Origin of the sequence: Alcaligenes sp. NLF5-7, from assembly GCF_024266725.1 — a bacterium.
Lineage (GTDB): Bacteria > Pseudomonadota > Gammaproteobacteria > Burkholderiales > Burkholderiaceae_B > Alcaligenes > Alcaligenes phenolicus.
On sequence record NZ_CP100755.1, the window covers coordinates 1826795 to 1852963 of the forward strand.

The window sequence follows — 26169 nt, forward strand, 5'->3', positions numbered from 1 at the left end:
ATACAACGTTTTGTCTCTCGCAAGATTTCAACCTAGGGTTCGGCTTGCCGGACCAGATCGAGATCGGGTTTACGGTATCGAACTGGCTGGATCCGAATCTGACGGGACCAAAACTGGTTGTGTGACCCAGTCATTTTGACTGGATCGTTGCAATTAAGTTGGAACAGGAAAAATCATGATTCAAATGCAGACCACGCTGGACGTGGCCGACAACACAGGTGCGCGTTCCGTAATGTGCATCAAGGTGCTGGGCGGCTCGAAGCGCCGTTATGCCGCAATTGGTGACATCATCAAAGTTACCGTTAAAGAAGCGGCCCCGCGCGGACGCGTCAAAAAAGGCGAAATCTACAACGCTGTAGTGGTTCGTACCGCTAAGGGCGTGCGCCGTAAAGACGGTTCGCTGATTCGTTTCGGTGGCAATGCCGCCGTATTGCTCAATGCCAAGCTGGAACCCATCGGCACCCGTATCTTCGGACCCGTTACGCGTGAACTGCGTACCGAGAAGTTCATGAAGATCGTGTCCTTGGCTCCCGAAGTGCTGTAAGGAGCGCGAAAAAATGCAAAAAATTCGTAAAGGCGACGAAGTTATTGTGCTGACCGGCCGTGATAAAAAACGCCGTGGCACAGTACTGCAACGCGTCGATGCAGACCACGTCATCGTGGAAGGCATCAACGTAGTCAAAAAACACGTTAAAGCCAATCCCATGGCTGGCACGCAGGGTGGTATCGTCGACAAGACCATGCCTATCCACATCTCGAACGTTGCACTGTTCAACCCGGAAACCGGCAAGGGCGACCGCGTTGGTATCCAGGTGATCGACGGTCAGAAGACGCGTGTTTATCGTTCCAGCGGCAAAGCCGTTGGCGCCAAGGCTTAAGGGGCGGATAACATGGCACGTTTACAAGAGTTCTACCGCGAAAAAGTGGTTGCCGATCTGCAAAAGCAGTTCGAGTACAAGAGCATTATGGAAGTACCCCGCATCACCAAGATCACCCTGAACATGGGTGTCTCGGAAGCGGTTGCTGACAAGAAGATTATCGAGAACGCGGTATCGGACATGACCAAAATTGCTGGTCAGAAGCCCGTTATCACGAAAACCCGCAAAGCTATTGCCGGTTTCAAGATTCGCGAAGATTACCCGATCGGTTGTATGGTGACCCTGCGCGGTCAACGCATGTACGAATTCCTGGATCGTCTGGTCGCTGTGGCTCTGCCACGCGTTCGTGACTTCCGTGGTGTGTCGGGTCGTGCGTTTGACGGCCGTGGCAACTACAACATGGGGGTTAAAGAGCAAATCATTTTCCCCGAAATCGAGTACGACAAAATCGACGCAGTGCGTGGTCTGAACATCAGCATCACTACTTCTGCCAAGACGGACGAAGAGGCCAAGGCGCTGCTTAGCGCGTTCAGCTTCCCGTTCCGCAACTAAGGGGCGCAACGTGGCTAAACTTTCCCTCATCAATCGCGACATCAAGCGCGCCAAGCTGGCTGAGAAATTCGCCGCCAAGCGTGCAGCACTGAAAGCGATCATTGACGACCAGTCCAAGTCTGACGAAGAGCGCTACGAAGCTCGTTTGCAGTTGCAACAATTGCCACGCAACGCGAACCCGACCCGTCAACGCAACCGCTGCGTTATCACCGGTCGCCCTCGTGGTGTTTTCAAGAAATTCGGTTTGACTCGCCATAAAGTGCGCGAAATGGCAATGCGCGGCGAGATCCCCGGTATGACCAAGGCCAGCTGGTAGGAGAAATACACATGAGCATGAGCGATCCAATCGCCGATATGTTGACCCGCGTGCGTAACGCGCAAATGGTCAACAAGACATCGGTCAGCATGCCCTCCTCGAAGCTGAAAGCAGCTATTGCTGCTGTGCTGAAAGACGAAGGCTACATCGAAGATTTCCGTATCGTTGGCGAAAAAGCCAAGCCAGAACTGGAAGTCACCCTGAAATACTATGCCGGCCAGCCAGTCATCGAGCGCATCGACCGCGTTTCGCGTCCTGGACTGCGCATCTACAAAGGCAGCACACACATCCCTCAAGTCATGAACGGCTTGGGTGTTGCTATCGTGTCCACGTCTCGCGGCGTGATGACCGATCGCAAAGCACGTGCAGCTGGCGTCGGTGGCGAAGTGCTGTGCTACGTGGCATAAGGAGAACATCATATGTCACGTATCGCTAAGTATCCCGTTTCCCTGCCTAAAGGCGTAGAAACGACCATTGCCGCTGATCAGATCACGGTCAAAGGCCCTCTGGGCACTTTGGTTCAAACTCTGACTGGCGACGTCACTATTGAACTTCAAGACGGTCAGCTGTCTTTTGTGCCTGCGAACGAAACTCGTCACGCAAACGCAATGTCCGGCACCGTGCGCCAACTGGTCAACAACATGGTTGTTGGCGTGAGCGCCGGTTTCGAACGCAAGCTGAGTCTGGTTGGCGTGGGCTTCCGTGCCTCCGTCCAGGGTAATGCCTTGAAGTTGCAACTGGGTTTCTCGCACGACATCGTGCACGACCTGCCTGAAGGCATCAAAGCCGAGTGCCCAACTCCGACGGAAGTCGTGATCAAGGGCTCGAACAAGCAGGTGGTTGGTCAGGTTGCCGCAGAAATTCGTGGCTATCGTCCACCAGAGCCTTACAAAGGCAAAGGTGTACGTTACGTCGGCGAACGCGTCATCCTCAAGGAAACCAAGAAGAAATAAGCCCGCAGGCAAGGACGAATCATGGACAAGAAACAATCCCGTATGCGTCGTGCAGTGGCTACTCGCCGCAAGATCGCCGAGCTGCGCGTACACCGCCTGTCGGTGCATCGCACGAATACGCATATTTACGCGAGCATCATCTCGCCCGAAGGCGACCGCGTTCTGGTCAGTGCTTCCACTGTCGAGACCGAAGTTCGCAAAGAATTGGCCGTTGGCAGCAACGTAGCGGCAGCCAGCCTGGTTGGCAAGCGCGTCGCCGAAAAGGCGAAGGCTGCGGGCATCGAGACGGTTGCTTTTGACCGCTCGGGCTTCCGTTACCATGGCCGCGTGAAAGCGCTGGCCGAGGCCGCGCGTGAAGCCGGCTTGAAATTCTAAAGGAATTATCAAATGGCTAAAGCACAAGGCAGACAGGCTCCAGAGCAAGAGCGCGATGACGGCCTGAAAGAAAAGATGATTGCGGTCAACCGCGTCAGCAAAGTCGTTAAAGGTGGTCGCACCATGAGCTTTGCTTCGCTGGCCGTGGTCGGTGATGGCGATGGTCGCATCGGCATGGGTAAGGGCAAGGCCCGCGAAGTACCCGTTGCTGTTCAGAAGGCAATGGAACAGGCCCGTCGTGGTCTGATCAAAGTGCCTCTGAAGAACGGCACCTTGCATCACACCGTAGTTGGTAAGCACGGTGCAGCCACCGTTCTGATCTCTCCCGCAGCTGAAGGTACTGGCGTTATCGCCGGTGGCCCAATGCGCGCTATCTTCGAAGTGATGGGCGTGCGCAACGTCGTAGCCAAGAGCCTGGGTTCCAGCAACCCATACAACATGGTTCGCGCTACATTGAACGGTTTGCGTGCTTGCTCGACACCTGCTGACATTGCTGCCAAGCGCGGCAAGACAGTTGAAGAAATTCTGGGGTAAGTCATGGCACAGAAACAAATCAAAGTTACGTTGGTGCGTTCGGTCATCGGCACAAAGCAAAGCCATCGCGACACCGTTCGCGGCCTGGGTCTGCGCCGAGTCAACACCAGCCGTGTATTGGTTGATACTCCTGAGGTTCGTGGGATGATCCGCAAGGTGGATTATCTGGTTACGGTCTCGGAAGCCTGAAAGGAATCGGGATGTCTGAATTGCAATTGAACAATCTCAAGCCCGCCGCTGGCGCCAAACACGCAGCACGTCGTGTTGGTCGCGGTGTCGGTTCCGGCTTGGGCAAAACCGGCGGACGTGGTCATAAAGGCCAGAAATCCCGCTCGGGTGGTTTTCATAAAGTCGGTTTCGAAGGCGGTCAAATGCCTTTGCAACGTCGTTTGCCCAAGCGTGGTTTTACCACCCTGGACGACCACCTGTACGCAGAAGTACGTCTGTCCGAACTGCAAAAAATGGATGCCGAAGTTATCGACGTCCAGGCACTGAAGCAGGCTGGCGTGGTTGGCCAAATGGTGCGTTACGCTAAAGTCATCAAGTCCGGTGAACTTTCCCGTAAAGTTGCGCTGAAAGGCATTAATGCAACGGCCGGCGCTCGCGCCGCGATCGAAGCAGCCGGCGGCTCGCTGGAATAAAAAGGGGTCACGGTGGCAAAAGCTCAGGCACAGAGTAAGTCGGGTCCGCGCTACGGCGATTTGAAACGTCGTCTCGTTTTCCTGTTGCTCGCCCTGATTGTCTACCGCTTGGGTACGCACATTCCGGTACCAGGCATCAATCCTGATGCCTTGTCCGAACTGTTTACTCAAAACCAGAGTGGTATTCTGGGTTTGTTTAATATGTTCTCCGGTGGTGCTTTAGAGCGATTCTCAGTGTTCGCACTGGGAATCATGCCCTACATCTCTGCGTCCATCATCATGCAATTGATGACCGCTGTGGTGCCCACGCTGGAAGCAATCAAGAAAGAGGGTGAGTCGGGTCGTCGCAAGATCACGCAATACACCCGTTACGGAACGGTCTTTTTGGCTTTGTTCCAGGGAGTTGGGATTTCCATCGCTCTAGAATCGCAGCCCGGTCTGGTTATCGACCCAGGGATGCTGTTTCGCTTCACGACAGTGGTAACACTGGTCACTGGCACCATGTTCGTCATGTGGCTGGGTGAACAAATCACTGAACGTGGATTGGGTAATGGTATTTCCATTCTGATCTTCGCCGGTATCGTAGCGGGTCTGCCTAATGCTTTGGGCGGTATGCTTGATCTGGTGCGTACGGATTCCATGTCGATTCTATCGGCACTGTTTATCCTCGTTTTAGTAGCCGCCGTCACGTACTTCGTCGTCTTTGTCGAGCGTGGTCAGCGTCGTATCACGGTCAACTACGCCAAACGGCAAGTAGGTAACCGTATCTATGGTGGTCAAAGCTCGCATTTGCCGCTGAAACTGAACATGGCTGGCGTGATCCCTCCGATCTTCGCTTCGTCCATCATTCTGTTGCCAGCGACAATTGCTAATTGGTTCTCCAGCACACCCGGTCTGGGTTGGTTGCGTGAAATCGAGGCTGCTTTGTCGCCGCGTCAGCCGCTTTACATTACTTTGTTCTCCGCGCTGATCATTTTGTTCTGCTTTTTCTACACGGCCCTGGTGTTCAACAGCCGCGAAACTGCAGACAACCTGAAAAAGAGTGGAGCTTTCGTACCAGGTATTCGTCCCGGTGATCAGACAGCGCGTTATATCGACAAGATCTTGATGCGTCTGACTTTGGCCGGTGCGATCTACATTACCTTGGTGTGTCTGGTGCCAGAGTTCTTGCAAATGCGCTGGAATGTACCGTTCTATTTTGGCGGCACATCCTTGCTGATTATTGTTGTAGTAACCATGGACTTCATGGCGCAGGCCCAGGCCTATGTCATGTCACAACAATACGACTCGCTGCTCAAGAAGGCTAACTTCAAAGGCTCGAGCTTGCCGATGCGGTAATTCACGAAAATGGCAAAGGACGACGTCATTCAAATGCAGGGACAGGTTCTTGAGAACCTTCCCAACGCAACTTTTCGCGTCAAGCTGGAAAATGGTCACGTAGTGCTCGGATACATTTCAGGCAAAATGCGTATGCACTATATCCGGATTCTGCCGGGCGATAAGGTCACTGTGGAGCTCACGCCCTATGATCTATCCCGAGCACGAATTGTGTTCCGCTCCAAATAAGCGGCCGGTTACAGGAAACTAGGAGTCAAACCATGAAGGTAATGGCATCAGTAAAGCGGATCTGCCGCAACTGCAAAATCATTAAACGTCATGGCGTGGTGCGTGTCATCTGCACCGATCCACGTCATAAGCAGCGTCAAGGCTAAGTTGCCGAAACGCAACCGATTTAACAAGGAATAACCATGGCCCGTATTGCCGGCATTAACATCCCGCCGCATCAACACGCCGAAATCGGTCTTACCGCGATTTTCGGCATCGGTCGCACCCGCGCTCGCAAGATTTGCGAAGCATCGGGTATTGAATACTCCAAGAAGGTCAAAGATCTGACCGACGCGGAACTCGAGCGCATTCGCGAACAGATCGGCCTGTTCACCGTAGAAGGTGACCTGCGTCGTGAAGTTCAGCTCTCGATCAAGCGTTTGGCTGACTTGGGAACTTACCGTGGCATGCGTCATCGTCGCGGTCTGCCAGTGCGCGGCCAACGTACACGCACTAACGCTCGCACCCGTAAAGGTCCGCGTCGCGCCGCCGCGTCCCTGAAGAAATAATCGAGGAATAGAAGATGGCCAAAGCTTCTAGCAGCGCTTCACGCGCACGCAAGAAAGTCAAAAAAAGCGTGTCGGACGGGATTGCTCACGTCCACGCTTCTTTTAACAACACGATCATCACCATTACTGACCGTCAGGGCAACGCATTGTCCTGGGCTACGTCGGGTGGCGCGGGCTTTAAAGGCTCTCGTAAATCCACGCCGTTTGCCGCGCAGGTTGCCGCTGAAACAGCCGGCCGTACTGCCATGGAATACGGTATTAAAAATCTTGAAGTTCGCATCAAGGGCCCCGGTCCAGGCCGTGAATCGTCTGTGCGTGCTCTGAATGCTCTGGGTATCAAGATCACCAGCATTGCAGACATCACACCGGTTCCGCATAACGGCTGCCGTCCGCCCAAGCGTCGTCGCATCTAAGGGGAAGCGAAGTGGCTCGTTATATTGGACCAAAATGCAAACTCTCGCGTCGCGAGGGTACCGATCTGTTTTTGAAGAGCGCCCGTCGCTCGCTGGATTCCAAGTGCAAACTGGAATCGCGTCCTGGTCAGCACGGCCGCACCTCCGGTGCTCGTACGTCTGACTTCGGTCTGCAGCTGCGCGAAAAGCAAAAGCTCAAGCGTATGTACGGCGTGCTGGAAAAGCAGTTCCGCAAGTACTACGTTGAAGCTGACCGCCGTCGTGGCAACACCGGTGAAACGCTGATTCAATTGCTGGAATCGCGTCTGGACAACGTGGTTTACCGCATGGGCTTTGGCTCTACACGTGCAGAAGCACGTCAGCTGGTGAACCACCGTGCAATCGAAGTCAACGGTCACACCGCTGACATCGCTTCCATGCTGATCAAGGCTGGTGACGTTGTTTCCGTGCGCGAAAAAGCTAAATCCCAAGGCCGTATCAAGGAATCCCTGGATCTGGCTACGGGCATTGGCTTGCCTCAGTGGGTAGAAGTTGACACCGCCAAGCTGTCCGGCGTGTTCAAGCAAGCTCCTGATCGCGCTGATGTCGCTCAAGACATCAACGAATCGCTGGTTGTTGAGTTGTACTCGCGTTAATTTTGTACGCGAAGACCTCTTACGCAATGCAGTAATCGCAGGCCCACTTCCCGATTTTCGGCAAGTGGGCTTTGCGATACTATCCCGCTGGCTTTGCCAGTTTCCGTCAGCCTTATCGGTGTAACGAGCCGAGGGTATTGAAAAGGAAATCGAATGTCTCAAGGTTTTTTGAAACCCCGTTCCATCGAAGTTGAACCGATCAGCAAAAATCACGCCAAGGTGATCATGGAGCCTTTCGAGCGCGGCTACGGCCACACTCTGGGCAACGCACTGCGTCGTATCTTGCTGTCCTCCATGACCGGCTATGCACCCACTGAAGTGCAGATTACCGGTGTGGTGCACGAGTACTCCACGCTGCCAGGCGTGGGCGAGGACGTGGTTGATATCTTGATGAACCTGAAGGGCGTGGTCTTCAAGCTGCACAGCCGTGAAGAAGTTACCCTGATCCTGCGCAAGGAAGGCGCCGGCCAAGTTCTGGCCAGCGACATCGAATTGCCGCACGACGTTGAAATCATCAACCCCAATCATGTGATTGCCACCTTGACCGACGACGGCAAGCTGGAAATGCAAATCAAGGTTGAGCAAGGCCGTGGCTACGTTCCTGGTAACGTGCGCGCCCTGGCTGATGATCGCACCCACACGATCGGTCGTATCGTGCTGGATGCCTCCTACAGCCCAGTGCGTCGTGTTAGCTACGCGGTCGAAAACGCCCGTGTGGAACAGCGTACTGACCTGGACAAGCTGGTTCTGGACATTGAAACCAACGGCGTGATCTCGCCCGAGGAAGCCGTGCGCCAGTCCGCTCGCATCCTGATGGATCAAATCTCTGTGTTTGCTGCTCTGGAAGGTGTGGGCGATGCCTACGAAGCTCCAGTGCGTGGCGCTCCACAGATCGATCCTGTGTTGCTGCGTCCTGTCGACGATCTGGAACTGACGGTTCGTTCCGCAAACTGCCTGAAAGCCGAAAATATCTACTACATCGGCGATCTGATCCAGCGTACCGAAAACGAACTGTTGAAGACTCCAAACCTGGGTCGCAAGTCCTTGAACGAAATCAAGGAAGTGTTGGCTGCACGTGGCCTGACTTTGGGCATGAAGCTCGAAAACTGGCCACCACTGGGTCTTGAGCGTCCATAAGTAGTAAGCAAGACAGACGTACTTAGACGCCGCTTACACTTTTTCTGGTGTTGTACACCTGCAAAAAGTGTAGGTGGCGTCTGAAAATGTGCTATTGTTTTGCGCTGTCCATCTGGTCCGCAGCTTAGCTGATAGAAGAACCGGATTTACGCATGTCGCATAAGCGGCATGCCAATTAGATTCATTATTTAGGAAAATCATCATGCGTCACCGTCACGGTCTACGTAAACTGAATCGTACCAGCAGCCACCGTTTGGCCATGTTCCGCAACATGTCCGTGTCCCTGCTGACTCACGAAGCCATCAAAACCACCCTGCCTAAAGCTAAAGAGCTGCGCCGCGTGGTTGAGCCTCTGATCACTTTGGCTAAAAACCCAACCTTGGCAAACCGTCGTCTGGCTTTCGCCCGTCTGCGCGACCGCGATGCAGTGACCAAGCTGTTTGAAGTTTTCGGCCCACGTTACCAAGAGCGTAACGGCGGCTACACCCGCATCCTGAAAATGGGTTTCCGTCAGGGTGACAATGCTCCTATGGCATTCATGGAGCTGGTGGATCGTCCAGAAGTTCAGGAAGAAGCCGCTGCTGAATAAGCGCCGCTTGTTTCTACAGTAGTATTGAAAACGGACTCTCAGGAGTCCGTTTTTTTATTGGCGGCGCGGGGTTTTGTTCATCACGGGCTGGGCGTTTTTGGGAAGGCCTTAACCCTGTCGCTGCTGTTGCTGCTGGCCTTGTTTCCCACCTTCGTTTTGCTTTTGCCTCAGGCTTAGTGCCAAGCTTACCCCTCTTATAAGTTCAAGCGTGGGCTTGAGCCAGAGCGTGGACTCCGTTTCAGTACAGTGTGAAGGTGTAAAGCAGGGTTCATTGACCGAAAAACAGTTTTGAAAACTCGATAAGTCGCTGTTATATAAGGGCTTTTGCTAGGTTTGGTGGCCTGTAGAGCTTTAAAGTTCAAATAATTGCAGGCAATTGATAAAACCGGCAGTGATCCGATAGTGGGCCGTAAAGCCAATCCCTAAAATCTGCGCTATGTCAGCTTCGCCATGGTGGTGAGCTGTAAAGAACAACGATTTTCAGGAGACTGGCGATGGCACAGAATACATTGCTCACACACGATAAGTTTCTGCTGGGAACCTTTGCTACCAACTGCGGTGGTGGCATGACGGTATCGACCTTGCCCGATCGCTGGCAGGCTACGTGGGAAAACAATCTGAAGTTGGGCAAGCTGCTGGACGATGCTGGCATCGACTTCATGCTGCCTATCGCCCGTTGGATTGGTTACGGTGGCGAAACCGATTTCCACGGCTATGTACTGGAAACTGTCACCTGGGCGACGGCCTTGCTGGCCAATACTCGCAATATCAGCGTGTTTGCCACTGTGCACACCGTTGCGAACCACCCCGTTGTGATCGCCAAGCAGATCGCCACTATGGCGCAGATGAGCGGCAACCGTGTCGGTCTGAATATTGTGGCTGGCTGGAACAAGCCCGAGTACGACGCTTTGGGTGTGAAGTTGCCTGATGATCACGAAACCCGCTATGGCTATGCACAAGAGTGGTTCGATTTGATCAAGAAGATCTGGCACCACGACGGTCGCTTCGATTGGGATGGCAAGTACTTTCAGGCCAAAGGCGTCTACGGCAACCCCCGCACTGAATTTGATCCACCTATCTTTAACGCGGCTGGTTCCGGTCAGGGCCGTGAGTTTGCCAGCCGCAACGCGAACTTCCTGTTCACGCCTGCCATGGAGTTGGAGCGCTCCATAAAGGAAGTGGCTGAACTCAAGGCACAAGGCCAAGCGCAAGGCCGCAAGGTTGATGTGATGACCTTCTCGCACGTGGTGTGCCGCCCGACGCAAGCCGAGGCCAAGGCCGAATGGGAACGCATCATGGCCAATATCGACAATGGTGCCGTGGATAACCTGATGAATTTGCAGTTTGCCCACGCCCATTCCTTCCCGCACGAGCTGCTGGAGCAGATTCGCGAGCGTATGGCCGCGGGCCATGGTGGCTTCCCGCTGGTGGGTACGCCCGAGCAAGTGGCTGACGGTTTGTGTGCGTTGCACGAAGCCGGTTTCCGGGGAACAACCTTGTCCTTTGTGGACTATGTAAAGGAATTCCCTTATTTCCGTGATACTGTGCTGCCTTTGTTGCAGCAGCGTGGCATTCGCTAAGAGCGATTTTCTGGCTATCGGGCAGGCTTGGGTTTGCTCCGGGGGATAGCCAGTTCACGTACGCTACGCAGGCAGCACCGTCCTGATGACTGTGCTGCCCATAAGATAAAAAAAGGGTGAATCATGCCTGTGGAATTGGCTTCCTTGCCGACAGACCGAGCGCTGCACGCGCCTGGAGTTTCTGCCGAGCAGTTCAAACTTGCTATGCGCCATCTGGGTGGCACGGCTAATGTGATTACGGTCGAACACCAGGGCCAGCGTAGCGGCCTGACGGCAACGTCGGTCACCTCGGTAGCCGCAGATCCGGCAGAGGTACTGGTCTGTGTGAATCAAAGCTCCTCGTCCTGGCCTTTAATGCGTGACAGTGGCCTGTTCGGTGTGAATATTCTGGGTGTCGAGCAGGCAGGCATGGCCTTGCAGTTTGCCGGTTTCAAAGGCGAGCAAGGCGATGCGCGTTATGCCGGACATGATTGGCTGCGTACCGAGCACGGTATCTGGTTGGCACGACAAGCTCCTGCCGCTTTGGCCTGCCAGATCGTGGAAGTAATTGAACGTCATAGCCATGCTCTGGTATTGGGCCGTGTCTTGCAGGTGCACCATGCCGAGCAGGCACAGGATTCGCCTTTGCTGTATTGGCAGGGACGTTTTGGCCGTTTTCAGGGCCAGTAAATCGTCGGGATCGCTGTCTCTGTCTTGGCACCTTAGCCGGGCCTAGGGATAGTCTCGATGTTGCAGTGCGAGAGGCTGTGCCACACTAAGGCACAGCTTTTTTTATCGCTTGTTGCGACGCTCATGACCACCATACTGAATCGCTATGCCCAGCTGCATTCGCAGGATGTGGACTGCGTTCAGCACTATATCTCCCAGGTTTTCTGCCCGCATAGTCTGACCCTGGCGGATACGCGTCAGCGTCTGAATGCACGCTTGTATCTACGCCAAGGCCAGGATGTGGCCTATGGCCGTTTGCGCTATGGCGCGCAGGTGCAGATTCAGCCCCAGCCACTGGATGACTTCTATCTCTTGCAAATCCCTCTGTCGGGACAAGAGCAGATTCATACGGCGCACGGACGTTTCGCGTCTACCTCTCGCCTGGCTTCCATCATCAGCCCGACTCAAGACTTCAGCATGGAACATAGTCTGGAGGCCGATAAGCTGTTTGTGCGTATTGGACGCCAAGGGCTGGAGCGTCACTATCAGGATTATTTTGCGCAGCCTGTACGCGGCCCCTTGGAGTTTCAGCCTTCCATTCCTTTGGATGCGCCTGGCGGAGCCAGTTTGCGCCGCTTGCTGGATTGGCAGTTTGCCGAAGTGTCGGACGGCACTTTGTTTGATCAGCCCCGACAGGTACGCCAATTCGAGCAGACCCTGATTTATGCCTTGTTCGAGCTGCACCAGCACAATCAGCCCGCCCATAAGACCGCGGCAGCCTTGCCGCATGTTTTGCGACGTGCCCTGGATTTCATGGAAAGTCAGACCGGCCAGCCCATCACTATTGGCGATATAGCCCAAGCGGCGGGTGTTAGTGTGCGCGGTCTGTATGCGGGGTTCCGGGAGCATTTGGGCATCGCACCGATGGCGCGTCTAAAGCAGATGCGTCTGGAAGCGGCCCGCCGATATTTGCAGGAAGGTGGCATGTCAGTCACCGAGGTGGCCCTGGCCTGTGGCTTTACCCACCTGGGACAGTTCTCTGCTGATTATCGCTATCGCTATGGCGAGCGCCCCTCTGAAACATTAAGCGGCCTGACTCGACCTCGGTCCAGCATCTAAGCGCCGGCATCCGGCGCTACACTAAGGGCTTGATTAGGAGCCCTGCATGTCCTCTGAGAATTCCTCCAGTTCCAAACCTAAACTGGCCTTGACCTTGCCCGATCTGGATGCACAGCAATTGGTGCTGGTGCAGACGACGGTGCCCGATATGATGCTGGCCAAATACCTGGCTCATCACCTGGTTGAAGATGGAATTGCCGCTTGTGCGAACCTTGCGCCCGCCAGTTTGTCTATGTACATGTGGCAAGGGGAGTTACAGGGTGATGAGGAAATCACGCTGACTTTCAAAACCACAGTGGCCCGGCTACCGGAACTGGCAGATCGCTTGCGAGAGCAGCATCCTTACGAACTGCCTGAATTGATTGTGCTTCCGGTTGTTGGTGGTTTCACCGCTTATCTGGATTGGGTCCGCACCCAGACGCGTCCAGCGTGATCTCAGATAGCCCAGCCTAAAAAACCGGAATAGATTTGTGCCTTTGTCTTTGAAGCGTTCTCCGTTTTCTGCCCAGCGTCTTGGCGCGTGGTTTGCTGTTTTCTTTGTCCTGATGCTGGCCTGGCTGGCAACGCCATTGACGGCGCAGGCAGAAGAAGAGTTTCTGGACCCGGAACAGGCTTTTGTACTGACCGCGGCCATGAGCCAGCCCGATCAGCTGGATATCCATTTCCAGATTGCGCCTGAATACTATATGTATCGCAAGCGCTTCGGGATCTCGACCGAGAAGGCCGAGCATTTGGGTACTCCCCAGCTTCCCGATGGCGAAAAGGTGTACGACCCTACCTTTGACGAAGTCATGGAGGTCTACCGCAACTCGGTCACTCTGCGAGTGCCTGTTCTGGCCGATAGCGGTACGGGCCAGGATCTGAAAATTGATGTAGTCAGCCAGGGTTGTGCCGATGCTGGCCTGTGCTATTCCCCCTCTACGCAAACCTTGACCCTGATCCCCACCGGACAGGGCTGGGAAGTGGCAGGCCCCTTCGGTGTGGTGTCGGTGCCTGCGCCGGGTGAAGGCTCGGGTCAGAAAACAGACACCGCAGGCACAACTTCCACCGCCACCGCTGCCAGCACAGGTGGTGTAGCGTCGGCATTGAGTTTGAGTGATGTGGGCCTGGCGGATTACCTCAAGCAAGCTGGTTGGGGCCAGATTGTGCTGCTGAGCTTTGTGTTCGGCTTGCTGCTGTCCTTTACACCTTGCGTCTTGCCGATGGTGCCGATTTTGCTGTCCATCATTGCGGGCCGTAATCAGCCTGCGCCATCGCGCTGGCATGGTTTGAAAATGGCTTTTGCCTTTGTGCTGGGCTTGTCTCTGGTCTACACCTTGCTGGGTGTGGCGGCAGGTTTGCTGGGCGCAGGCTTGGCAAGCTGGTTGCAGAACCCGTGGGTTTTGGGCTTGTTCGCCCTGATCCTGGTGGTGCTGGCCTTGTCCATGCTGGATGTGTTTACGGTTCAGGCCCCGGCAGCGCTGCAAAATCGCCTGAATGAAACCATGAACCGTTTGCCGGGCGGGCAGATGGGTGGCGTGTTCCTGATGGGCATGCTGTCTGCGCTGATCGTCGGCCCTTGCGTAGCAGCGCCTTTGGCGGGTGTGCTGCTGTTTATCTCGCAGACGGGTGATGTGGTCCTGGGCGGCTCGGCTCTGTTCGCCTTGGCCTGGGGGTCGGGCGTGTTGCTGCTGATTGTGGGCGCGGGTTCTGGCAGTGTGTTGCCCAAGGCCGGTGCCTGGATGGAAAGTGTCAAAACCGCATTTGGTGTCTTGCTGTTGGCTACGGCCTGGTGGATGGTATCGCCCTTGATGTCCGGCACGATCGCGGTCTTTGGCTGGGTTGTTTTGGCTTTGTGGGCCGCGGCCTTGCTGGGTGCGTTTGGGCGCGGTACGGCAGTGCGCACACCTTGGTCGGGTTTGCGCCAGGGCGTAGGCATGATGCTGGCGGTCTGGGCCATCATGATGATGATCAGTATTGCCCTGGGTCGTCCTAGCGTGATTCGTCCACTGGAAGGGCTGAAATCGTCCGGTACGGTGGCAGCCGCTCAAAGCAAAGTGGAGTTTCAGCGCGTACTCACCTTGCAGGAGCTGGAAGAACGGCTGGCCAAGACCACCCGCCCCGTCATGCTGGATTTCTACGCAGACTGGTGTGTGTCCTGCATTGAAATGGAGAATTTCACGTTCAGTGATCCTGCGGTTGCACAGCGTATGGCACAGTTTGATTTGCTGCAGGTGGATGTGACAGCCAACACTCCCGAGGACAGGGAGTTGCTGAAACATTTCCGCCTGTTTGGCCCTCCCGGCATCATGTTTTTCGATTCCAAGGGCAAACAGCTGGAACAATTGCGCGTGATCGGTTTTCAGGATGCCAGTCGCTTTTCCAAGGTGCTGGATGAGGTTCTGGCCGGTGCCTGAAGTTCCTGATTTGCCCCGAATAGGGCTTATCAGGGCTTAACAGACGACAGATCGTCGCGTACACACAACAAAAAACGCAGCTCACAGGCTGCGTTTTTTGCGTTCTGATTGATGTGAATCAGCAGTTCTGTTCGCGTATCAGCTTGGCGGCTTCGATGGCGAAATAGGTCAGAATGCCGTCGCCACCAGCACGCTTGAATGCCAGCAGAGACTCCATCATGACCTTGTCGTGATCCAGCCAGCCGTTCTGGGCGGCAGCCTTGATCATCGCGTACTCGCCACTGACTTGGTAGGCGTAGGTTGGCATGCCAAAGGCGTCTTTTACGTCGCGCAGGATGTCCAGGTAAGGCAGGCCAGGTTTGACCATGACCATATCGGCACCTTCGCGGATATCGGCGGCCACTTCGCGCAGGGCTTCGTTACGGTTGGCGGGGTCCATCTGGTAGGTGTTCTTGTTGGAACGGCCCAGATTGGCAGCCGAGCCCACCGCGTCGCGGAAGGGGCCGTAGAAGGCGCTGGCGTACTTGGCCGAGTAAGCCATGATGCGGGTGTGGATGAACTGGTCCTTGTCCAGAGCAGCGCGAATGGAGCCGATGCGGCCGTCCATCATGTCGCTGGGGGCCACAATGTCCACGCCAGCCTGGGCTTGCGTCTGGGCCTGACGGATCAGCATGGCGACCGTCTCTTCGTTCAGGATGTGACCGGCTTCGTCCAGAATGCCGTCCTGGCCGTGGCTGGTGTAGGGGTCCAGAGCCACGTCAGTCAGCACGCCCAGCTCGGGGAATTGCTGCTTGAGCATGCCCACCACGCGCGGAATCAGGCCGTTCGGGTTGGCGGCTTCGCTGCCATCCGGCGTTTTCAGGGACGGGTCGATGGACGGGAACAGGGACAACACGGGGATGCCCAGCTCCAGACACTGTTCGGCCACGCGCATCAGTTCATCAGGCGAATAGCGCATGACGCCGGGCATGGAGCCCACTTGCTCCTGAACTCTCTCGCCTTCACGCACAAAGACCGGGTAGATCAGGTCGTCTGTGGACAGGCGGTTTTCACGCACCAGACGGCGGGAAAACTCGTCGCGGCGGTTACGGCGCAGGCGAGTGTTTGGAAAGTCGGCAGGAGGAATAAAACGAGTCATGGAACAACCTTCGGAGAAATCCAGTTTTCGATGCATTCGGTCGCTTCGGGCAAGCCGATACGATCAGTGGAGGAGAAGGGCAGCGCATGCAGGGCGCCAATTTCCCGGAGTTGGCGGCGCACTTCGGCCACCGCCTTGATGCGTTGACCATACGGCAGTTTGTCGGCCTTGGTCAAAAGAGCCAGTACGGGCTTGCCGGTAGGTGCAATCCAGTCGGCCAGACGCATATCCAGGTCGGTCACGCCGCGTCGGATGTCGATTAGCAACACAATGCCGGCAATCGAGGGGCGGGAGACCAGGTACTCGCCCAGAATTTCGGCCCAGTCCTGCTTTTCGTGGCGCGCCACGGCGGCGTAGCCGTAGCCGGGCAAGTCCACCAGGTGGCCCAGAAAGTCGCCCGGCGAGAGCGGGTCGGGGATGCCGAACATATTGATCAGGCGTGTTCGTCCCGGCGTTTTACTGGAAAAAGCCAGTTTCCGTTGGTTGGCCAACACATTGATGGCGGAGGATTTGCCCGCATTGGAGCGCCCCACAAAACAGACCTCTGGCGGTCCGGGAGGAGGCAGCTGATCGATCTGAGCAGCTGAAATCGTGAAGTGAGCGCGGTGCAGTATCGACATGGTTGCAGCGTAATTCCATATTGGTTCAGCGCCTATTGTATAATCTCTCGATTTGAAACAGTAATGTCGTAGTCCACTGGGTACTGACCAGCGGCTTACGGTGGCTTTTGCGGGGCGCATGCGGCACCCCGATTGATTCGCGATTATCGAGGTCCAAATGAAGCGTGCGCTTTCCCGAGTCGTTATCGCAAGCAGCCTGACGATGGCTTGCTCTGTGGTTTTTACCGCTAACGTGGCCAATGCAGCTGGTCTGCCCAAGCCAGATGCCGCCAAAGGCGAGCAGCTCTACCTGCAAGGTGAGATGTCGCGTGGCGTGCTGGCCTGTGTGACCTGTCACGGGGATGGCGGCAACAGTATTATTCCGGTCAACCCGTCGCTGGCTCACCAGCCGTACGAGTACCTGGTCAAGCAGCTGCACGATTTCCGTGCCAAGGACGAGAAGTCTGTGCCTTCCCGTCGCGGCCCTGAAGGCGCCAACAGCCTGATGACCGCCATTGCTGCTGGCATGACCGAAGAAGACATGCAAAACGTGGCTTTCTTCCTGTCCCAACAGCCCGTGAACTGGGATCAGGCAGCTAACGCTACCAAAGAAGACACCATGGAACGTGGCCAGAAGATCTGGCGCGGCGGTTTGCCCGAGCGCGGTGTTGCGGCCTGTGCCGCTTGCCACTCGCCTGATGGCGCTGGTATGCCCGGTCAGTTCCCCCGTCTGGCTGGCCAGCACCCTGGCTACATTGCCGAACAGCTCAAATTGTTCCGCAGCGGCGACCGTGCCAATGGCCCGATGATGCATGACATCGCGGATCGCATGTCGGACGCCGACATTGCAGCCGTGTCAGATTTCGCAGCTGGCCTGCGTTAATCAGTCCAAGGGGGCCATTGGCCCCCTGACTGTCTGAAGCCTGACATTCGCTTTTTGGCCCCAGCTTCCTGATAGTCATGGCAGTTTGGGAGCCTTAACAACGGGCAGTGCCGATTTGGGCCGGGTCTCGTGTTGGTGTTTTGTCCAGCGATCGAACTTTGTGTGCGTTCTGCGTTCAAAGTCTGGATGTTTCCGGTGAAACCCCCCACCTCCTAAGCTAGCCTTTGTGAAAAAAGTATCCCCCGTACGTCGCTTTGCGGCCGATTTCCTGGAATTGCTCGGTTCGATGCGCTTTGCCATCAGCTTGCTGATGTTCATTTGCGTAGCTAGTCTGATCGGCACTGTTCTGGCGCAAAATCAGCCCGCCAATACGTATATCGATCAATTCGGGCCGTACTGGTTTGAATTTTTCGACCATTTTTCGATCTGGTCCATCTACAACAGTGGCTGGTTCATGGTCATCATGACGTTTCTGGTGGTCTCGACCACGCTGTGCGTCATTCGTAATGCCCCCAAGATGATCCGTGAAATGCGCACGTTCAAAGAGCATGTGCGCGGCGGCAGTCTGAAAGCCTTTCCCCACCGTGTTGAACTGGAAAGCGCCGGTGCTCCCGAACATAATCGCGAGCAGGTGCAAGGCTGGTTGCAGTCCCAGGGTTACGCCGTGCGCGTGCGTCAGGATGACGACGGCAGCATGATGATGGCAGCCAAGAAGGGCAGCGCCAACAAGCTGGGTTACATTTTTGCCCACTTGGCGATTGTGGTGATCTGTGTGGGCGGCCTGCTCGACAGCGAATTGCCCGTGCGCCTGCAGGTGTGGCTGGGTGGTAAACAGCCCATTACTGAAAACATGCTGATTTCCCAGGTGCCCGAGTCGGGTCGACTGGGCTTGGGCAATCCCAGCTTCCGCGCCAATATGCTGGTGCCAGAGGGAGCCCGTACGGCTACTGCCGTGGTCAATTCCGGTGAAGGCGTCCTGATTCAGCCTCTGCCTTTTGCCCTGGAACTCAAGCGTTTCCTGGTGGAGTACTACTCAACCGGCATGCCCAGCAGCTTCAAGAGTGAAGTGGAAGTTACCGATCCCGTCACGGGCGATACGTTCGAGCGCACCATCGAGGTGAACGAGCCGCTGCGCTACAAGGGGGTCACGGTTTACCAGTCCGGTTTTGACGATGGCGGCAGTATCCTCAGCCTGAAGGGCTATCCCTTGGTAGGCCCTGGTTCCAAGACCTTTGCGCTAAATGGCAAAGTGGGCGAAACCGTAGGCATTGCGGCCCAGGAAAGCCCCAACGAACACGCTTTGACGGTTCAGTTGACCGAGCTGCGCCCCATCAACGTGGAGAACCTGAGTGAGGGTGATCCTCAGCCCAAGGCCATGATTGAACACGTAGCCGCTGTTACTGGTAGCGCTGCCAACAAGAAAGATCAGCATCTGAAGAACGTCGGCCCCAGCGTGAACTATCGCTTGATCGACGATCAGGGCCAGTCCCGCGAGTTTGTGAACTACATGCTGCCGGTGGAGCTGGATGGCACCCTGGTGTTTCTGGCCGGTATGCGCTTTTCGCCCGCCGAGCCGTTCCGCTATGTGCGTTTCCCGGCTGACGACAAGGGTTCCTTGAAAGAATTCATGGATTTGCGTGCGGCCACGCAGAACGAGGCCCTGGTGACCCAGGCGGCCGAGCGCTTTGCCGAGCGTAACTCTTCGTCGCCCGAGCAAAAAGAGCTGATGCTCTCCGCGTCCAGAACTGCTTTGCAGACGTTTGTGCGTGCCGGTTTTGATGGCTTGATCAGCCGTGTCCCCGAGGCCGAGCGCGAGCGTATTCTGGGTTTTGCAATTCCCATGATTCAGTTCACACTGTCGGAATTGCGTGACTTGATCAGGCAGCAACAAGGTTTGCCGGAGTTGGATTACAGTCAGGAAAATAGCGATGCCAATCGCTGGATTCAGTCTGCTGTACTGGCGTTTGCCAACCTGCCTGATTACCCGGCACCGGTTATGTTGACCTTGGACAGCTTTGAGCAAGTTCAAGCCAGCGTATTCCAGGTGGCGCGCAGCCCAGGCATGTACATTGTGTACTTGGGTTGCTTGTTTCTGATTATTGGCGTGTTCTCGATGTTCTATATCCGGGATCGCCGTGTGTGGGTCTGGATTCGCCCTCACAACCAAGGCAGCAGTGTCATGGCTGCCATGACATCTCAACGTCGCAACTTGGACTTTAACCTCGAGTTTGATCGCCTTAAAGCGGCGTTCAACCGGCTATCTGTCTGACAAGGTGTAGCTACTATGGCGCAGACCCTTTCTTCGGCCACTCCTTCGATGTGGCAAGACAATATCGCTTCCAGTGGTGACCGGCGCGGTATCCGTGGCCGTCCGGACTGGACGGATGTGCTGTTTCTGGTGGCACTGGCTTTGGGCGCGGCGTATGCGCTCAATGTGTACAGCACCAGCATGGATTACTACGAGAAGATCATTCTGGTGGCTTTCGTGCCGTTTGTGGCCTGGCTGGGGTGGTTGTGGCGTCCGCTGCGCACGCTGCTGGTGTTGTCTGGTTTGACGGCTTTGCTGGCGGTCTGGCTGTACAGCACGGGTGATGGTTTGGGCACCGGCGATATTGAAAAGGCCGATTCGGTTTTTCTGCTGAAGTATTTGTTCTCTTCCCAGTCCGCCATTTTGTGGATGTGCGCGCTGTTCATTCTGGCTACGGTGATGTACTGGGCTGGTTTTTTCAGTAATACGGCGGCCTGGATGGGGTCGGGGCTGACCTGGGCGGCGATCTATGCCGGGATGACGGGTTTGCTGGTGCGCTGGCGCGAAGGTCACTTGTTGGGTCCGGACATCGGTCATATCCCGGTCAGTAATCTGTATGAAGTGTTTGTGCTGCTGGCGCTGATTACTGCCTTGTTCTACATGTATTACGAGCGTCGTTACAACACGCGTGCCTTGGGTGGCTTTGTGCTGTTGGCGATCAGCTCGCTGGTTATTTTTCTGCTGTGGTATTCCTTCACGCGTGATGCACACCAGATCCAGCCTTTGGTGCCTGCGCTGAAAAGCTGGTGGATGAAGCTGCACGTGCCGGCCAACTTTATTGGTTACGGTACGTTCTCGTTGGCGGCCATGGTGGGTTTTGCGTATCTGGTTAAGGAAAATGGCGAGACGCGTTCGCGTGCCAAGCTGATTCCGGTGTTTTTGCTGGGTGCGATTCTGTGTGCCGAGCCCATGATTTTTGGTTCGCGCGAGTTGTCGCCTACCTGGATGCTGTATTTCGGTATCGGTAGTGTGATCGTGGGTACGATTCTGTATTTCCGTGGTCCGATTTCGCGCAAGCTACCTTCGCTGGAGGTGCTTGATGACATCATGTACCGGGCGATTGCGGTGGGTTTTGCCTTCTTTACGGTGGCAACGGTGTTGGGGGCTTTGTGGGCCGCTGATGCTTGGGGCACTTACTGGCAGTGGGACCCGAAAGAGACTTGGGCTTTGATTGTGTGGCTGAACTATGCGGCTTGGTTGCACTTGCGCTTGCTTAAAGGACTGCGTGGCACGATGGCAGCGTATTGGGCGCTGGGTGGGCTGCTGATTACCAGCTTTGCGTTTCTGGGCGTGAATATGTTCTTGTCGGGGCTGCATTCCTACGGGGAGCTGTAAGGTTTTTGCTGTTCTGGGGTGCTTGTGTTTGGGCTTCGGAATGGCGGTTGTAGAATTGGGAAACCCGAGTTTGGCTGAGTGCCGGACTCGGGTTTTTTTGTGGCTGTTTATTTGTTCTTTTAGGGGCGGGTGCCTGGTAGGGGCTTGAATGGTGCTTTGTGGGGTGACATAAGCGCTGGGAGACGCCGCTGGTGTGCGGGTCGGGGTGTCGGGGCTTGAGCGCTTGCCGGTGCTGCGCACCGGTGCCCTTGGCAGAAGATCGCGTAGGGCGCATCCTGAACTCGCACGATGGTTTGTCCCCCGGACAAACCATAAGCGTCGTGCTCAAACAGCAGGATGCTTGAACCCCTACGCGATCTTCTGCCCGCGGCAAGCACTCTGAATCGCCCCGGCACCCCGACCCGCACACCAGCGGCTCACAGTGTTTATTTATGAGCCATCCCTATCTGTGTATCCAGAGCTGGGTTCAATACAGGCTTATTCACCTGCAGGGTTGCCAAAGAAATAGCCTCTGTTGCTTTAATCATGTCTGAGCTTGTGTTGCACGCTGCGGCTGATTCGAAGTGGGGCTTGGAGCTGGATTCGCCTATTTCTTCTTGTTGAGCAGTCAGGCCCTCTGTGGGCCTTGGGTAGCTATTTGAGTTACATGGCGGGCGGGAACTTGTCCTGGGATTCGATCAGGAACTGTCTGGCGGCGGCGTCGTGGACCAAGTCGGTCATGGCTTGGGCTTTGAGCAGGTCTGCAGGGGTGCAGGCTTTGGAGATGATGAAGCCTTGTACGTAGTCTACGCCCAGTTCTTGCAGGGCTTTCAGGGTGGGGACGTCTTCGACCCATTCGGCGATGCTGATCATGCCCAGGTTGTTGGCCAGTTCAACAATGGTTCGGACAATGGCGACGTTGGTTTCTTTTTTCAGCATGTCGCAAATCAGGGCACCGTCGATCTTGATGGCATCGGCGGGCAGTTCGCGCAGGTAGGAGAAGGAGGTGTACCCCGCTCCAAAGTCATCCAGTGCGATGCGCACGCCCATTTTCTGCAGGCGACGCATGAAATTACGTGTGTGCTCCAGGTCGTCCAGCGCGACGCCTTCGGTGATTTCTACACACAGTCGGCGGGCCAGGTGTTCGAATCGGGCCAGGATGTCGAAGAGCCATTTGATGAAGGTGTCGTCGTTCAGGGACACGCCGCTCAGGTTGATGGTGACCCATTGGGTCTTGCTCAACTGGGCTTCGTGTTTGGACATCCATTCCAGGGTGGCGGAGAACACCCATTTATCGATGATGGTGATGGTGCCGCTTTCTTCTGCTGCTGCGATGATGCGGCCGGTAGGGATGAGCTGGCCAGAGGAGTCGCGCACGCGCAGCAAGGCCTCGAAGTTCAGGCTGTCCATGGGGCGACGCAAGGCAGCGATAGGCTGCATTTCCAGGTATAGCGCGCGAGAAGAGCCACCTTCCAGCTCTTCAAATAAACGTAGTTCTTCGGCGTGTTCTTGCAGGACGTTGGAGTCCTGCCCGTAGATAATCATGTCCTGATGCAGGCGGCGGGCGTCGCGGGCAGCTCGGCTGGCGGCGGAGATGGCTTCTTGCGGAGCCATGCCGGGGGCGACTTCGACCAGCCCCAGTGTGCTGCGCAGGTTGAAACTGCGGTTGCCAGCCAGCAAGGGGCTTTTGTTCAGCGATTCCAGCACGCTATTGGCCAGAGTGCGAGCCTGGTCGGGTTCGCAGTCTTCAAAGATGATGACAAATTCGTCGTTGCCGATGCGGCCAATCTTGTCTTTGCTGCGCAGGACGGATTCCAGTTGCTCGCAGACTTTCAGCAGCAGGGCATCACCCGAGGAATGGCCGAAGGTGCCGTTCACATATTTGATGTGGTTCAGGTCCAAGTAGGCCAGCAGGCAGGGTTTGTCGTCCTGGCTGCGGCTGAGCAGGCCGTCCAGTGCTTTTTCGATACCGCGCTGGTTCAGGACATTGGTAACCGGATCGTTGTCGGCCATCAGGCGCAGTTGGCGGTAGGTCTCGGCACGGGCGGTGATGTCTTGCAGAGATCCTTCAATGCACTGATTGACGATGGCCACACGCAAGGCAAATTGGCAGGGCTGGGCATCGGCGTCGTAGTAGGTAATGGTCACGTCCTGACCATTTTGTGTGTTTTGGGCGACAGCTTTCCAGTCTTGTTCGGGAAAGAAATTGGTCCAGTGTATGGTGCTTTCGTTCGGGTCTGCGTCTATGTTGAGCATGCGCGCCAGAATGGGACTGATGCGCAGAAAGACGCCGGATTCGTTCAGGGTGAACATGCCGACGGGAGTCAGCAGGTAGTGGGCCATGAGTTCGTTACGGGCGCGCAGGGATTCGCTGCGGTCTTCTCGCAAGCGTTCACCTACGGCCAGGGCCACCATCAGATTGGAGAGCAGGAAGGCGATGACACCGTTGAAGTTCTCTACAAAGCTGGAGCGACCAAAGGTCACCAGAAAGATGGCTGAAATCAGCATGCACAGGGCCATGCTGAGCAGCACCAGCTGCCAGAGCAAGATGCGCGAGCGGGTGTGCAGGAGGATGGACAGCAGCACCGCAGACACGCAGCACAGCGCGTAGATGGTGCTGACCCACATGACGGGCTGGAACACGGACGCCGGGGCCAGCAGGGACACGGGTAACAGGATCAGGCCCAGTATGCCCACCGTAGGCAGCAAGCGTTGCAGGCGGGCGGTGGTAATCGAGTTGCCCAGCAATACCGTAAACAGGGAATAGCTTAGGATGAAGTAGCAGGCGATGGTCACCTGACGCAGCACCGGCATGTACTGCGAGGGCAGAATCTGGCCTAGCCACTGGGTATCCCAGCCCATGGCCATCGAACCCAGGCGCAGGTTGCCAATCAACCAGACTGACAGCAGCAGGTAGATCCAGGCGCGGTTGGTGGCGGCCAGCACCAGCATGAACATGGCCATGGTCAGCAAGCCGCCTTCCAGCAGCCCTATGCCACGGCTAAGACGGATCGAGGAGTTGGTGACGTCAGCGCTGGCCCAGAGCTGAGCTTGCAGGAGGGTGGGGCGGGAGGTCTCGACACGGCACAGCACGGTGTCGGGGTGGTTCGCCTGGCCTAATTCCAGGGTGTAGCTTTTTACCGGGGCGGGTGACAGCGGGGTAGGCGGGTCCAGCTCACTGTTACGCAGGGCTTGGCCGCTGCGGGCGTCTTGGCAGTGCAGCGAAGAAATCGGGGAGGCCGGAAAGTGCAGGACCTGGTCCTGCTGGGGGAAGGGGGCGGGCAGGGTCAGCAGCAGCCAATGGGGCTCGCTCAGGTGCAATCGTTGCCGGGTCGGGGCATTTTCCAATTGCGTCAGTAACTCTGGATCCGCATGCTCTTGCTGGCTGGCCAGCGCCTGAATGCCCAAACTTTGACCGGGAACGGTAGGGTAGCGATTCGGCAGGAACAGTAATGCCCATAAAGTGAGCATGATCAGAAACAAAGGGATGACGTAAAGACTCAAGCCGCGAATCAGGCGCTCGCTGGCCGAAGTAACAGGCTCAAAGCCGTGTGTCGGTATCCCTGGGGTGGTCATGATGGTGGTACAGCCTCCAGCGCTTACCATCGAACTGTCTGGCCACTGACAGCGAAATCTGTGCGTTCCTGGCTAGGACAGTACGCAACAGGCCGGGACTGCGATGCCTGCTGATGGCAGCGCAGTCCCGGCCTGTTTTACGGTCAGATTCGAGAGTTCTTTAAGGCTGAATGGTTGTTACCTGCATTCTTGCCCGCCTTTAAGGGAGCAATCGTTCGGTGGCAAACAAACTTTCCAGGCTTTCGCGGGGGCGGATCACATGAACCTGATCGCCGTCGACCAGAATTTCAGCCGCACGGGGGCGGGTGTTGTACTGGCTGGCCATGGTAAAGGCATAGGCACCGGCGGACATGATGGCGATCAAGTCGTCCTGTTCCAGCGCCAGTTGACGGTCACGTGCCAGCCAGTCACCGCTTTCGCAGATAGGGCCAACCAGATCGTAGCGGGGGGTCTCCTCGGTCACTGGACGAGGCTCTACCGCTTCCACACTGTGCCAGGCATCGTACAGGGTGGGGCGAATCAAGTCGTTCATCGCGGCATCAATGATGGCGAAGTTTTTGGTCTCGCCATGCTTGAGGTATTCCACGCGGCTGAGCAGCACACCGGCATTGCCCACCATGGAGCGGCCGGGTTCCAGCACGATTTCCAGATGGCCCAGACCGTTCTTGTCCAAAGCGGCGAATACTTCGGTCAGCAACTGGGTCGGGGTCACCAGGGTTTCGTCGGTGTAGCGAATGCCCAGACCGCCGCCCAAATCCAGATGAGTCAGGTTCACGCCTTGCTCTTTCAGGGCCAGGATCAGCTTGATCAGCTTGTCCAGCGCATCCAGATAGGGGCTGACTTCGGTAATCTGCGAGCCGATATGACAGTCGACACCCACAATATTCAGGCTGGGCAGCTCTTGGGCGCGTGCATAGATGCGGGGAGCCTGATCAATAGGCACGCCGAACTTGTTGTCTTTCAGCCCGGTGGAAATGTAGGGATGGGTGCGGGCATCCACGTCCGGATTCACGCGCAAGGAAACAGGCGCTTTCACATTCATGCGTTCAGCAACCTGTGCAACGCGCTCCAGCTCGCCTTCGGATTCGACGTTGAAGCACTTCACGCCTGCTTTCAGGGCAGCTTCAATTTCCCAAACCTGTTTGCCGACACCGGAGAACACCACTTTGCCTGGATCGCCACCGGCGGCGATGACACGGGCCAGCTCACCGCCCGAAACAATGTCAAAGCCGGTACCCAGACGGGCGAATTCTTGCAGAATGGCCAGGTTGGAATTGGCCTTCATGCCATAGCACACCAACAACTTGCGGTCCTGGCCTGCCACTCGATAGGACTCCCAGGCGTCGCGCAAGGCTTGGCGGGAATACACATACAGAGGGGTGCCGAATTCTTCAGCCAGCTTGTTCAGGGGAACTTGCTCGGCGTGCAGCGTGTTGTTCTGAAATTGGAAGTGAGGTGCAACGGTCATGGT

General features: G+C 56.1%; 30 protein-coding genes. 26 read left to right on the forward strand and 4 right to left on the reverse strand.

Annotation, left to right across the window (positions count from 1 at the left end; translation table 11 throughout):
* Nucleotides 1-175: 175 nt before the first annotated feature.
* The 23 genes from rplN (at nucleotide 176) to dsbD (ending at nucleotide 14880) form a co-directional block, all read left to right on the forward strand.
* Nucleotides 176-544 (forward strand): 50S ribosomal protein L14, encoded by a 369-nt coding sequence (gene rplN / locus MID00_RS08455; protein ID WP_003805375.1) that lies wholly within the window; start codon nucleotides 176-178, stop codon nucleotides 542-544.
* Nucleotides 545-557: 13 nt separating this feature from the next.
* Nucleotides 558-878 (forward strand): 50S ribosomal protein L24, encoded by a 321-nt coding sequence (gene rplX / locus MID00_RS08460; RefSeq protein ID WP_003805373.1) that lies wholly within the window; start codon nucleotides 558-560, stop codon nucleotides 876-878.
* Between the two features lie 12 nt (nucleotides 879-890).
* Nucleotides 891-1430: a 50S ribosomal protein L5 gene (gene rplE / locus MID00_RS08465; RefSeq protein WP_009459981.1), complete on the forward strand. Its 540-nt coding sequence runs from the start codon at nucleotides 891-893 to the stop codon at nucleotides 1428-1430.
* A gap of 10 nt (nucleotides 1431-1440) precedes the next feature.
* Nucleotides 1441-1746: a 30S ribosomal protein S14 gene (gene rpsN / locus MID00_RS08470; RefSeq protein ID WP_003805371.1), complete on the forward strand. Its 306-nt coding sequence runs from the start codon at nucleotides 1441-1443 to the stop codon at nucleotides 1744-1746.
* A gap of 11 nt (nucleotides 1747-1757) precedes the next feature.
* Nucleotides 1758-2153 (forward strand): 30S ribosomal protein S8, encoded by a 396-nt coding sequence (gene rpsH / locus MID00_RS08475; RefSeq protein ID WP_009459979.1) that lies wholly within the window; start codon nucleotides 1758-1760, stop codon nucleotides 2151-2153.
* Between the two features lie 12 nt (nucleotides 2154-2165).
* Nucleotides 2166-2699 (forward strand): 50S ribosomal protein L6, encoded by a 534-nt coding sequence (gene rplF, locus MID00_RS08480; RefSeq protein ID WP_009459978.1) that lies wholly within the window; start codon nucleotides 2166-2168, stop codon nucleotides 2697-2699.
* A gap of 21 nt (nucleotides 2700-2720) precedes the next feature.
* The gene (gene rplR, locus MID00_RS08485; RefSeq protein ID WP_009459977.1) at nucleotides 2721-3074 is read left to right on the forward strand and encodes a 50S ribosomal protein L18; all 354 of its coding nucleotides are present in this window, start codon (nucleotides 2721-2723) and stop codon (nucleotides 3072-3074) included.
* 12 nt (nucleotides 3075-3086) lie between these two features.
* Complete coding sequence (gene rpsE, locus MID00_RS08490; RefSeq protein WP_003805367.1) at nucleotides 3087-3608, forward strand: 30S ribosomal protein S5; 522 nt, start codon at nucleotides 3087-3089, stop codon at nucleotides 3606-3608.
* A gap of 3 nt (nucleotides 3609-3611) precedes the next feature.
* Complete coding sequence (rpmD, locus tag MID00_RS08495; protein ID WP_003805366.1) at nucleotides 3612-3797, forward strand: 50S ribosomal protein L30; 186 nt, start codon at nucleotides 3612-3614, stop codon at nucleotides 3795-3797.
* 11 nt (nucleotides 3798-3808) lie between these two features.
* The gene (gene rplO, locus MID00_RS08500; protein WP_022983333.1) at nucleotides 3809-4249 is read left to right on the forward strand and encodes a 50S ribosomal protein L15; all 441 of its coding nucleotides are present in this window, start codon (nucleotides 3809-3811) and stop codon (nucleotides 4247-4249) included.
* 12 nt (nucleotides 4250-4261) lie between these two features.
* Entirely contained in the window at nucleotides 4262-5587 is a 1326-nt protein-coding gene (gene secY, locus MID00_RS08505; protein WP_003805363.1) for a preprotein translocase subunit SecY, read from the forward strand.
* Between the two features lie 9 nt (nucleotides 5588-5596).
* Nucleotides 5597-5815, forward strand: a complete 219-nt coding sequence (infA, locus tag MID00_RS08510; RefSeq protein WP_003805361.1) for a translation initiation factor IF-1 — start codon at nucleotides 5597-5599, stop codon at nucleotides 5813-5815.
* 32 nt (nucleotides 5816-5847) lie between these two features.
* Nucleotides 5848-5961: a 50S ribosomal protein L36 gene (rpmJ, locus tag MID00_RS08515; RefSeq protein WP_003805360.1), complete on the forward strand. Its 114-nt coding sequence runs from the start codon at nucleotides 5848-5850 to the stop codon at nucleotides 5959-5961.
* A gap of 36 nt (nucleotides 5962-5997) precedes the next feature.
* The gene (gene rpsM, locus MID00_RS08520) at nucleotides 5998-6363 is read left to right on the forward strand and encodes a 30S ribosomal protein S13 (protein WP_003805346.1); all 366 of its coding nucleotides are present in this window, start codon (nucleotides 5998-6000) and stop codon (nucleotides 6361-6363) included.
* Between the two features lie 14 nt (nucleotides 6364-6377).
* Nucleotides 6378-6776 carry a 30S ribosomal protein S11 gene (gene rpsK, locus MID00_RS08525; RefSeq protein WP_003805343.1) on the forward strand — a complete coding sequence of 133 codons (399 nt, stop codon included), beginning with the start codon at nucleotides 6378-6380 and terminating at the stop codon, nucleotides 6774-6776.
* Between the two features lie 11 nt (nucleotides 6777-6787).
* Nucleotides 6788-7411, forward strand: coding sequence for a 30S ribosomal protein S4 (rpsD, locus tag MID00_RS08530; RefSeq protein ID WP_009459976.1), 624 nt, complete (start codon nucleotides 6788-6790; stop codon nucleotides 7409-7411).
* Nucleotides 7412-7564: 153 nt separating this feature from the next.
* Nucleotides 7565-8548: a DNA-directed RNA polymerase subunit alpha gene (gene rpoA, locus MID00_RS08535; RefSeq protein WP_003805337.1), complete on the forward strand. Its 984-nt coding sequence runs from the start codon at nucleotides 7565-7567 to the stop codon at nucleotides 8546-8548.
* A 202-nt stretch (nucleotides 8549-8750) separates the two neighbouring features.
* Entirely contained in the window at nucleotides 8751-9137 is a 387-nt protein-coding gene (gene rplQ, locus MID00_RS08540; RefSeq protein ID WP_003805334.1) for a 50S ribosomal protein L17, read from the forward strand.
* A gap of 494 nt (nucleotides 9138-9631) precedes the next feature.
* Nucleotides 9632-10717 (forward strand): LLM class flavin-dependent oxidoreductase, encoded by a 1086-nt coding sequence (locus MID00_RS08545; RefSeq protein WP_254500172.1) that lies wholly within the window; start codon nucleotides 9632-9634, stop codon nucleotides 10715-10717.
* Nucleotides 10718-10840: 123 nt separating this feature from the next.
* Entirely contained in the window at nucleotides 10841-11386 is a 546-nt protein-coding gene (locus MID00_RS08550) for a flavin reductase family protein (protein ID WP_254500173.1), read from the forward strand.
* A gap of 123 nt (nucleotides 11387-11509) precedes the next feature.
* Nucleotides 11510-12484, forward strand: coding sequence for an AraC family transcriptional regulator (locus tag MID00_RS08555; RefSeq protein WP_254500174.1), 975 nt, complete (start codon nucleotides 11510-11512; stop codon nucleotides 12482-12484).
* A 148-nt stretch (nucleotides 12485-12632) separates the two neighbouring features.
* On the forward strand, nucleotides 12633-12917 hold the full coding sequence (gene cutA / locus MID00_RS08560) for a divalent-cation tolerance protein CutA (protein WP_045929767.1): 285 nt from the start codon (nucleotides 12633-12635) through the stop codon (nucleotides 12915-12917).
* 37 nt (nucleotides 12918-12954) lie between these two features.
* Entirely contained in the window at nucleotides 12955-14880 is a 1926-nt protein-coding gene (gene dsbD / locus MID00_RS08565; protein ID WP_254500175.1) for a protein-disulfide reductase DsbD, read from the forward strand.
* A 118-nt stretch (nucleotides 14881-14998) separates the two neighbouring features.
* Here dsbD and hemB read toward each other — a convergent pair whose 3' ends face one another.
* Together hemB and yihA are read right to left on the reverse strand one after the other, a co-directional pair.
* Nucleotides 14999-16018 carry a porphobilinogen synthase gene (gene hemB / locus MID00_RS08570; protein ID WP_254500176.1) on the reverse strand — a complete coding sequence of 340 codons (1020 nt, stop codon included), beginning with the start codon at nucleotides 16016-16018 and terminating at the stop codon, nucleotides 14999-15001.
* Nucleotides 16015-16638, reverse strand: coding sequence for a ribosome biogenesis GTP-binding protein YihA/YsxC (yihA, locus tag MID00_RS08575; protein ID WP_009459957.1), 624 nt, complete (start codon nucleotides 16636-16638; stop codon nucleotides 16015-16017). The genes hemB and yihA overlap by 4 nt, the downstream gene beginning before the upstream one ends.
* A 157-nt stretch (nucleotides 16639-16795) precedes the next feature.
* Between yihA and MID00_RS08580 the strand changes: the two genes are divergently transcribed.
* The 3 genes from MID00_RS08580 (at nucleotide 16796) to ccsB (ending at nucleotide 21143) form a co-directional block, all read left to right on the forward strand.
* Nucleotides 16796-17500: a cytochrome c gene (locus MID00_RS08580; RefSeq protein ID WP_031232587.1), complete on the forward strand. Its 705-nt coding sequence runs from the start codon at nucleotides 16796-16798 to the stop codon at nucleotides 17498-17500.
* 226 nt (nucleotides 17501-17726) lie between these two features.
* Nucleotides 17727-19769 carry a cytochrome c biogenesis protein ResB gene (locus MID00_RS08585; protein ID WP_009459953.1) on the forward strand — a complete coding sequence of 681 codons (2043 nt, stop codon included), beginning with the start codon at nucleotides 17727-17729 and terminating at the stop codon, nucleotides 19767-19769.
* 15 nt (nucleotides 19770-19784) lie between these two features.
* Nucleotides 19785-21143 (forward strand): c-type cytochrome biogenesis protein CcsB, encoded by a 1359-nt coding sequence (gene ccsB / locus MID00_RS08590; RefSeq protein ID WP_009459951.1) that lies wholly within the window; start codon nucleotides 19785-19787, stop codon nucleotides 21141-21143.
* 642 nt (nucleotides 21144-21785) lie between these two features.
* Here the strand turns inward: ccsB and MID00_RS08595 are convergent.
* Nucleotides 21786-24698: an EAL domain-containing protein gene (locus tag MID00_RS08595; RefSeq protein ID WP_254500177.1), complete on the reverse strand. Its 2913-nt coding sequence runs from the start codon at nucleotides 24696-24698 to the stop codon at nucleotides 21786-21788.
* 199 nt (nucleotides 24699-24897) lie between these two features.
* Complete coding sequence (gene lysA / locus MID00_RS08600; RefSeq protein ID WP_254500178.1) at nucleotides 24898-26166, reverse strand: diaminopimelate decarboxylase; 1269 nt, start codon at nucleotides 26164-26166, stop codon at nucleotides 24898-24900.
* Nucleotides 26167-26169: the final 3 nt, after the last annotated feature.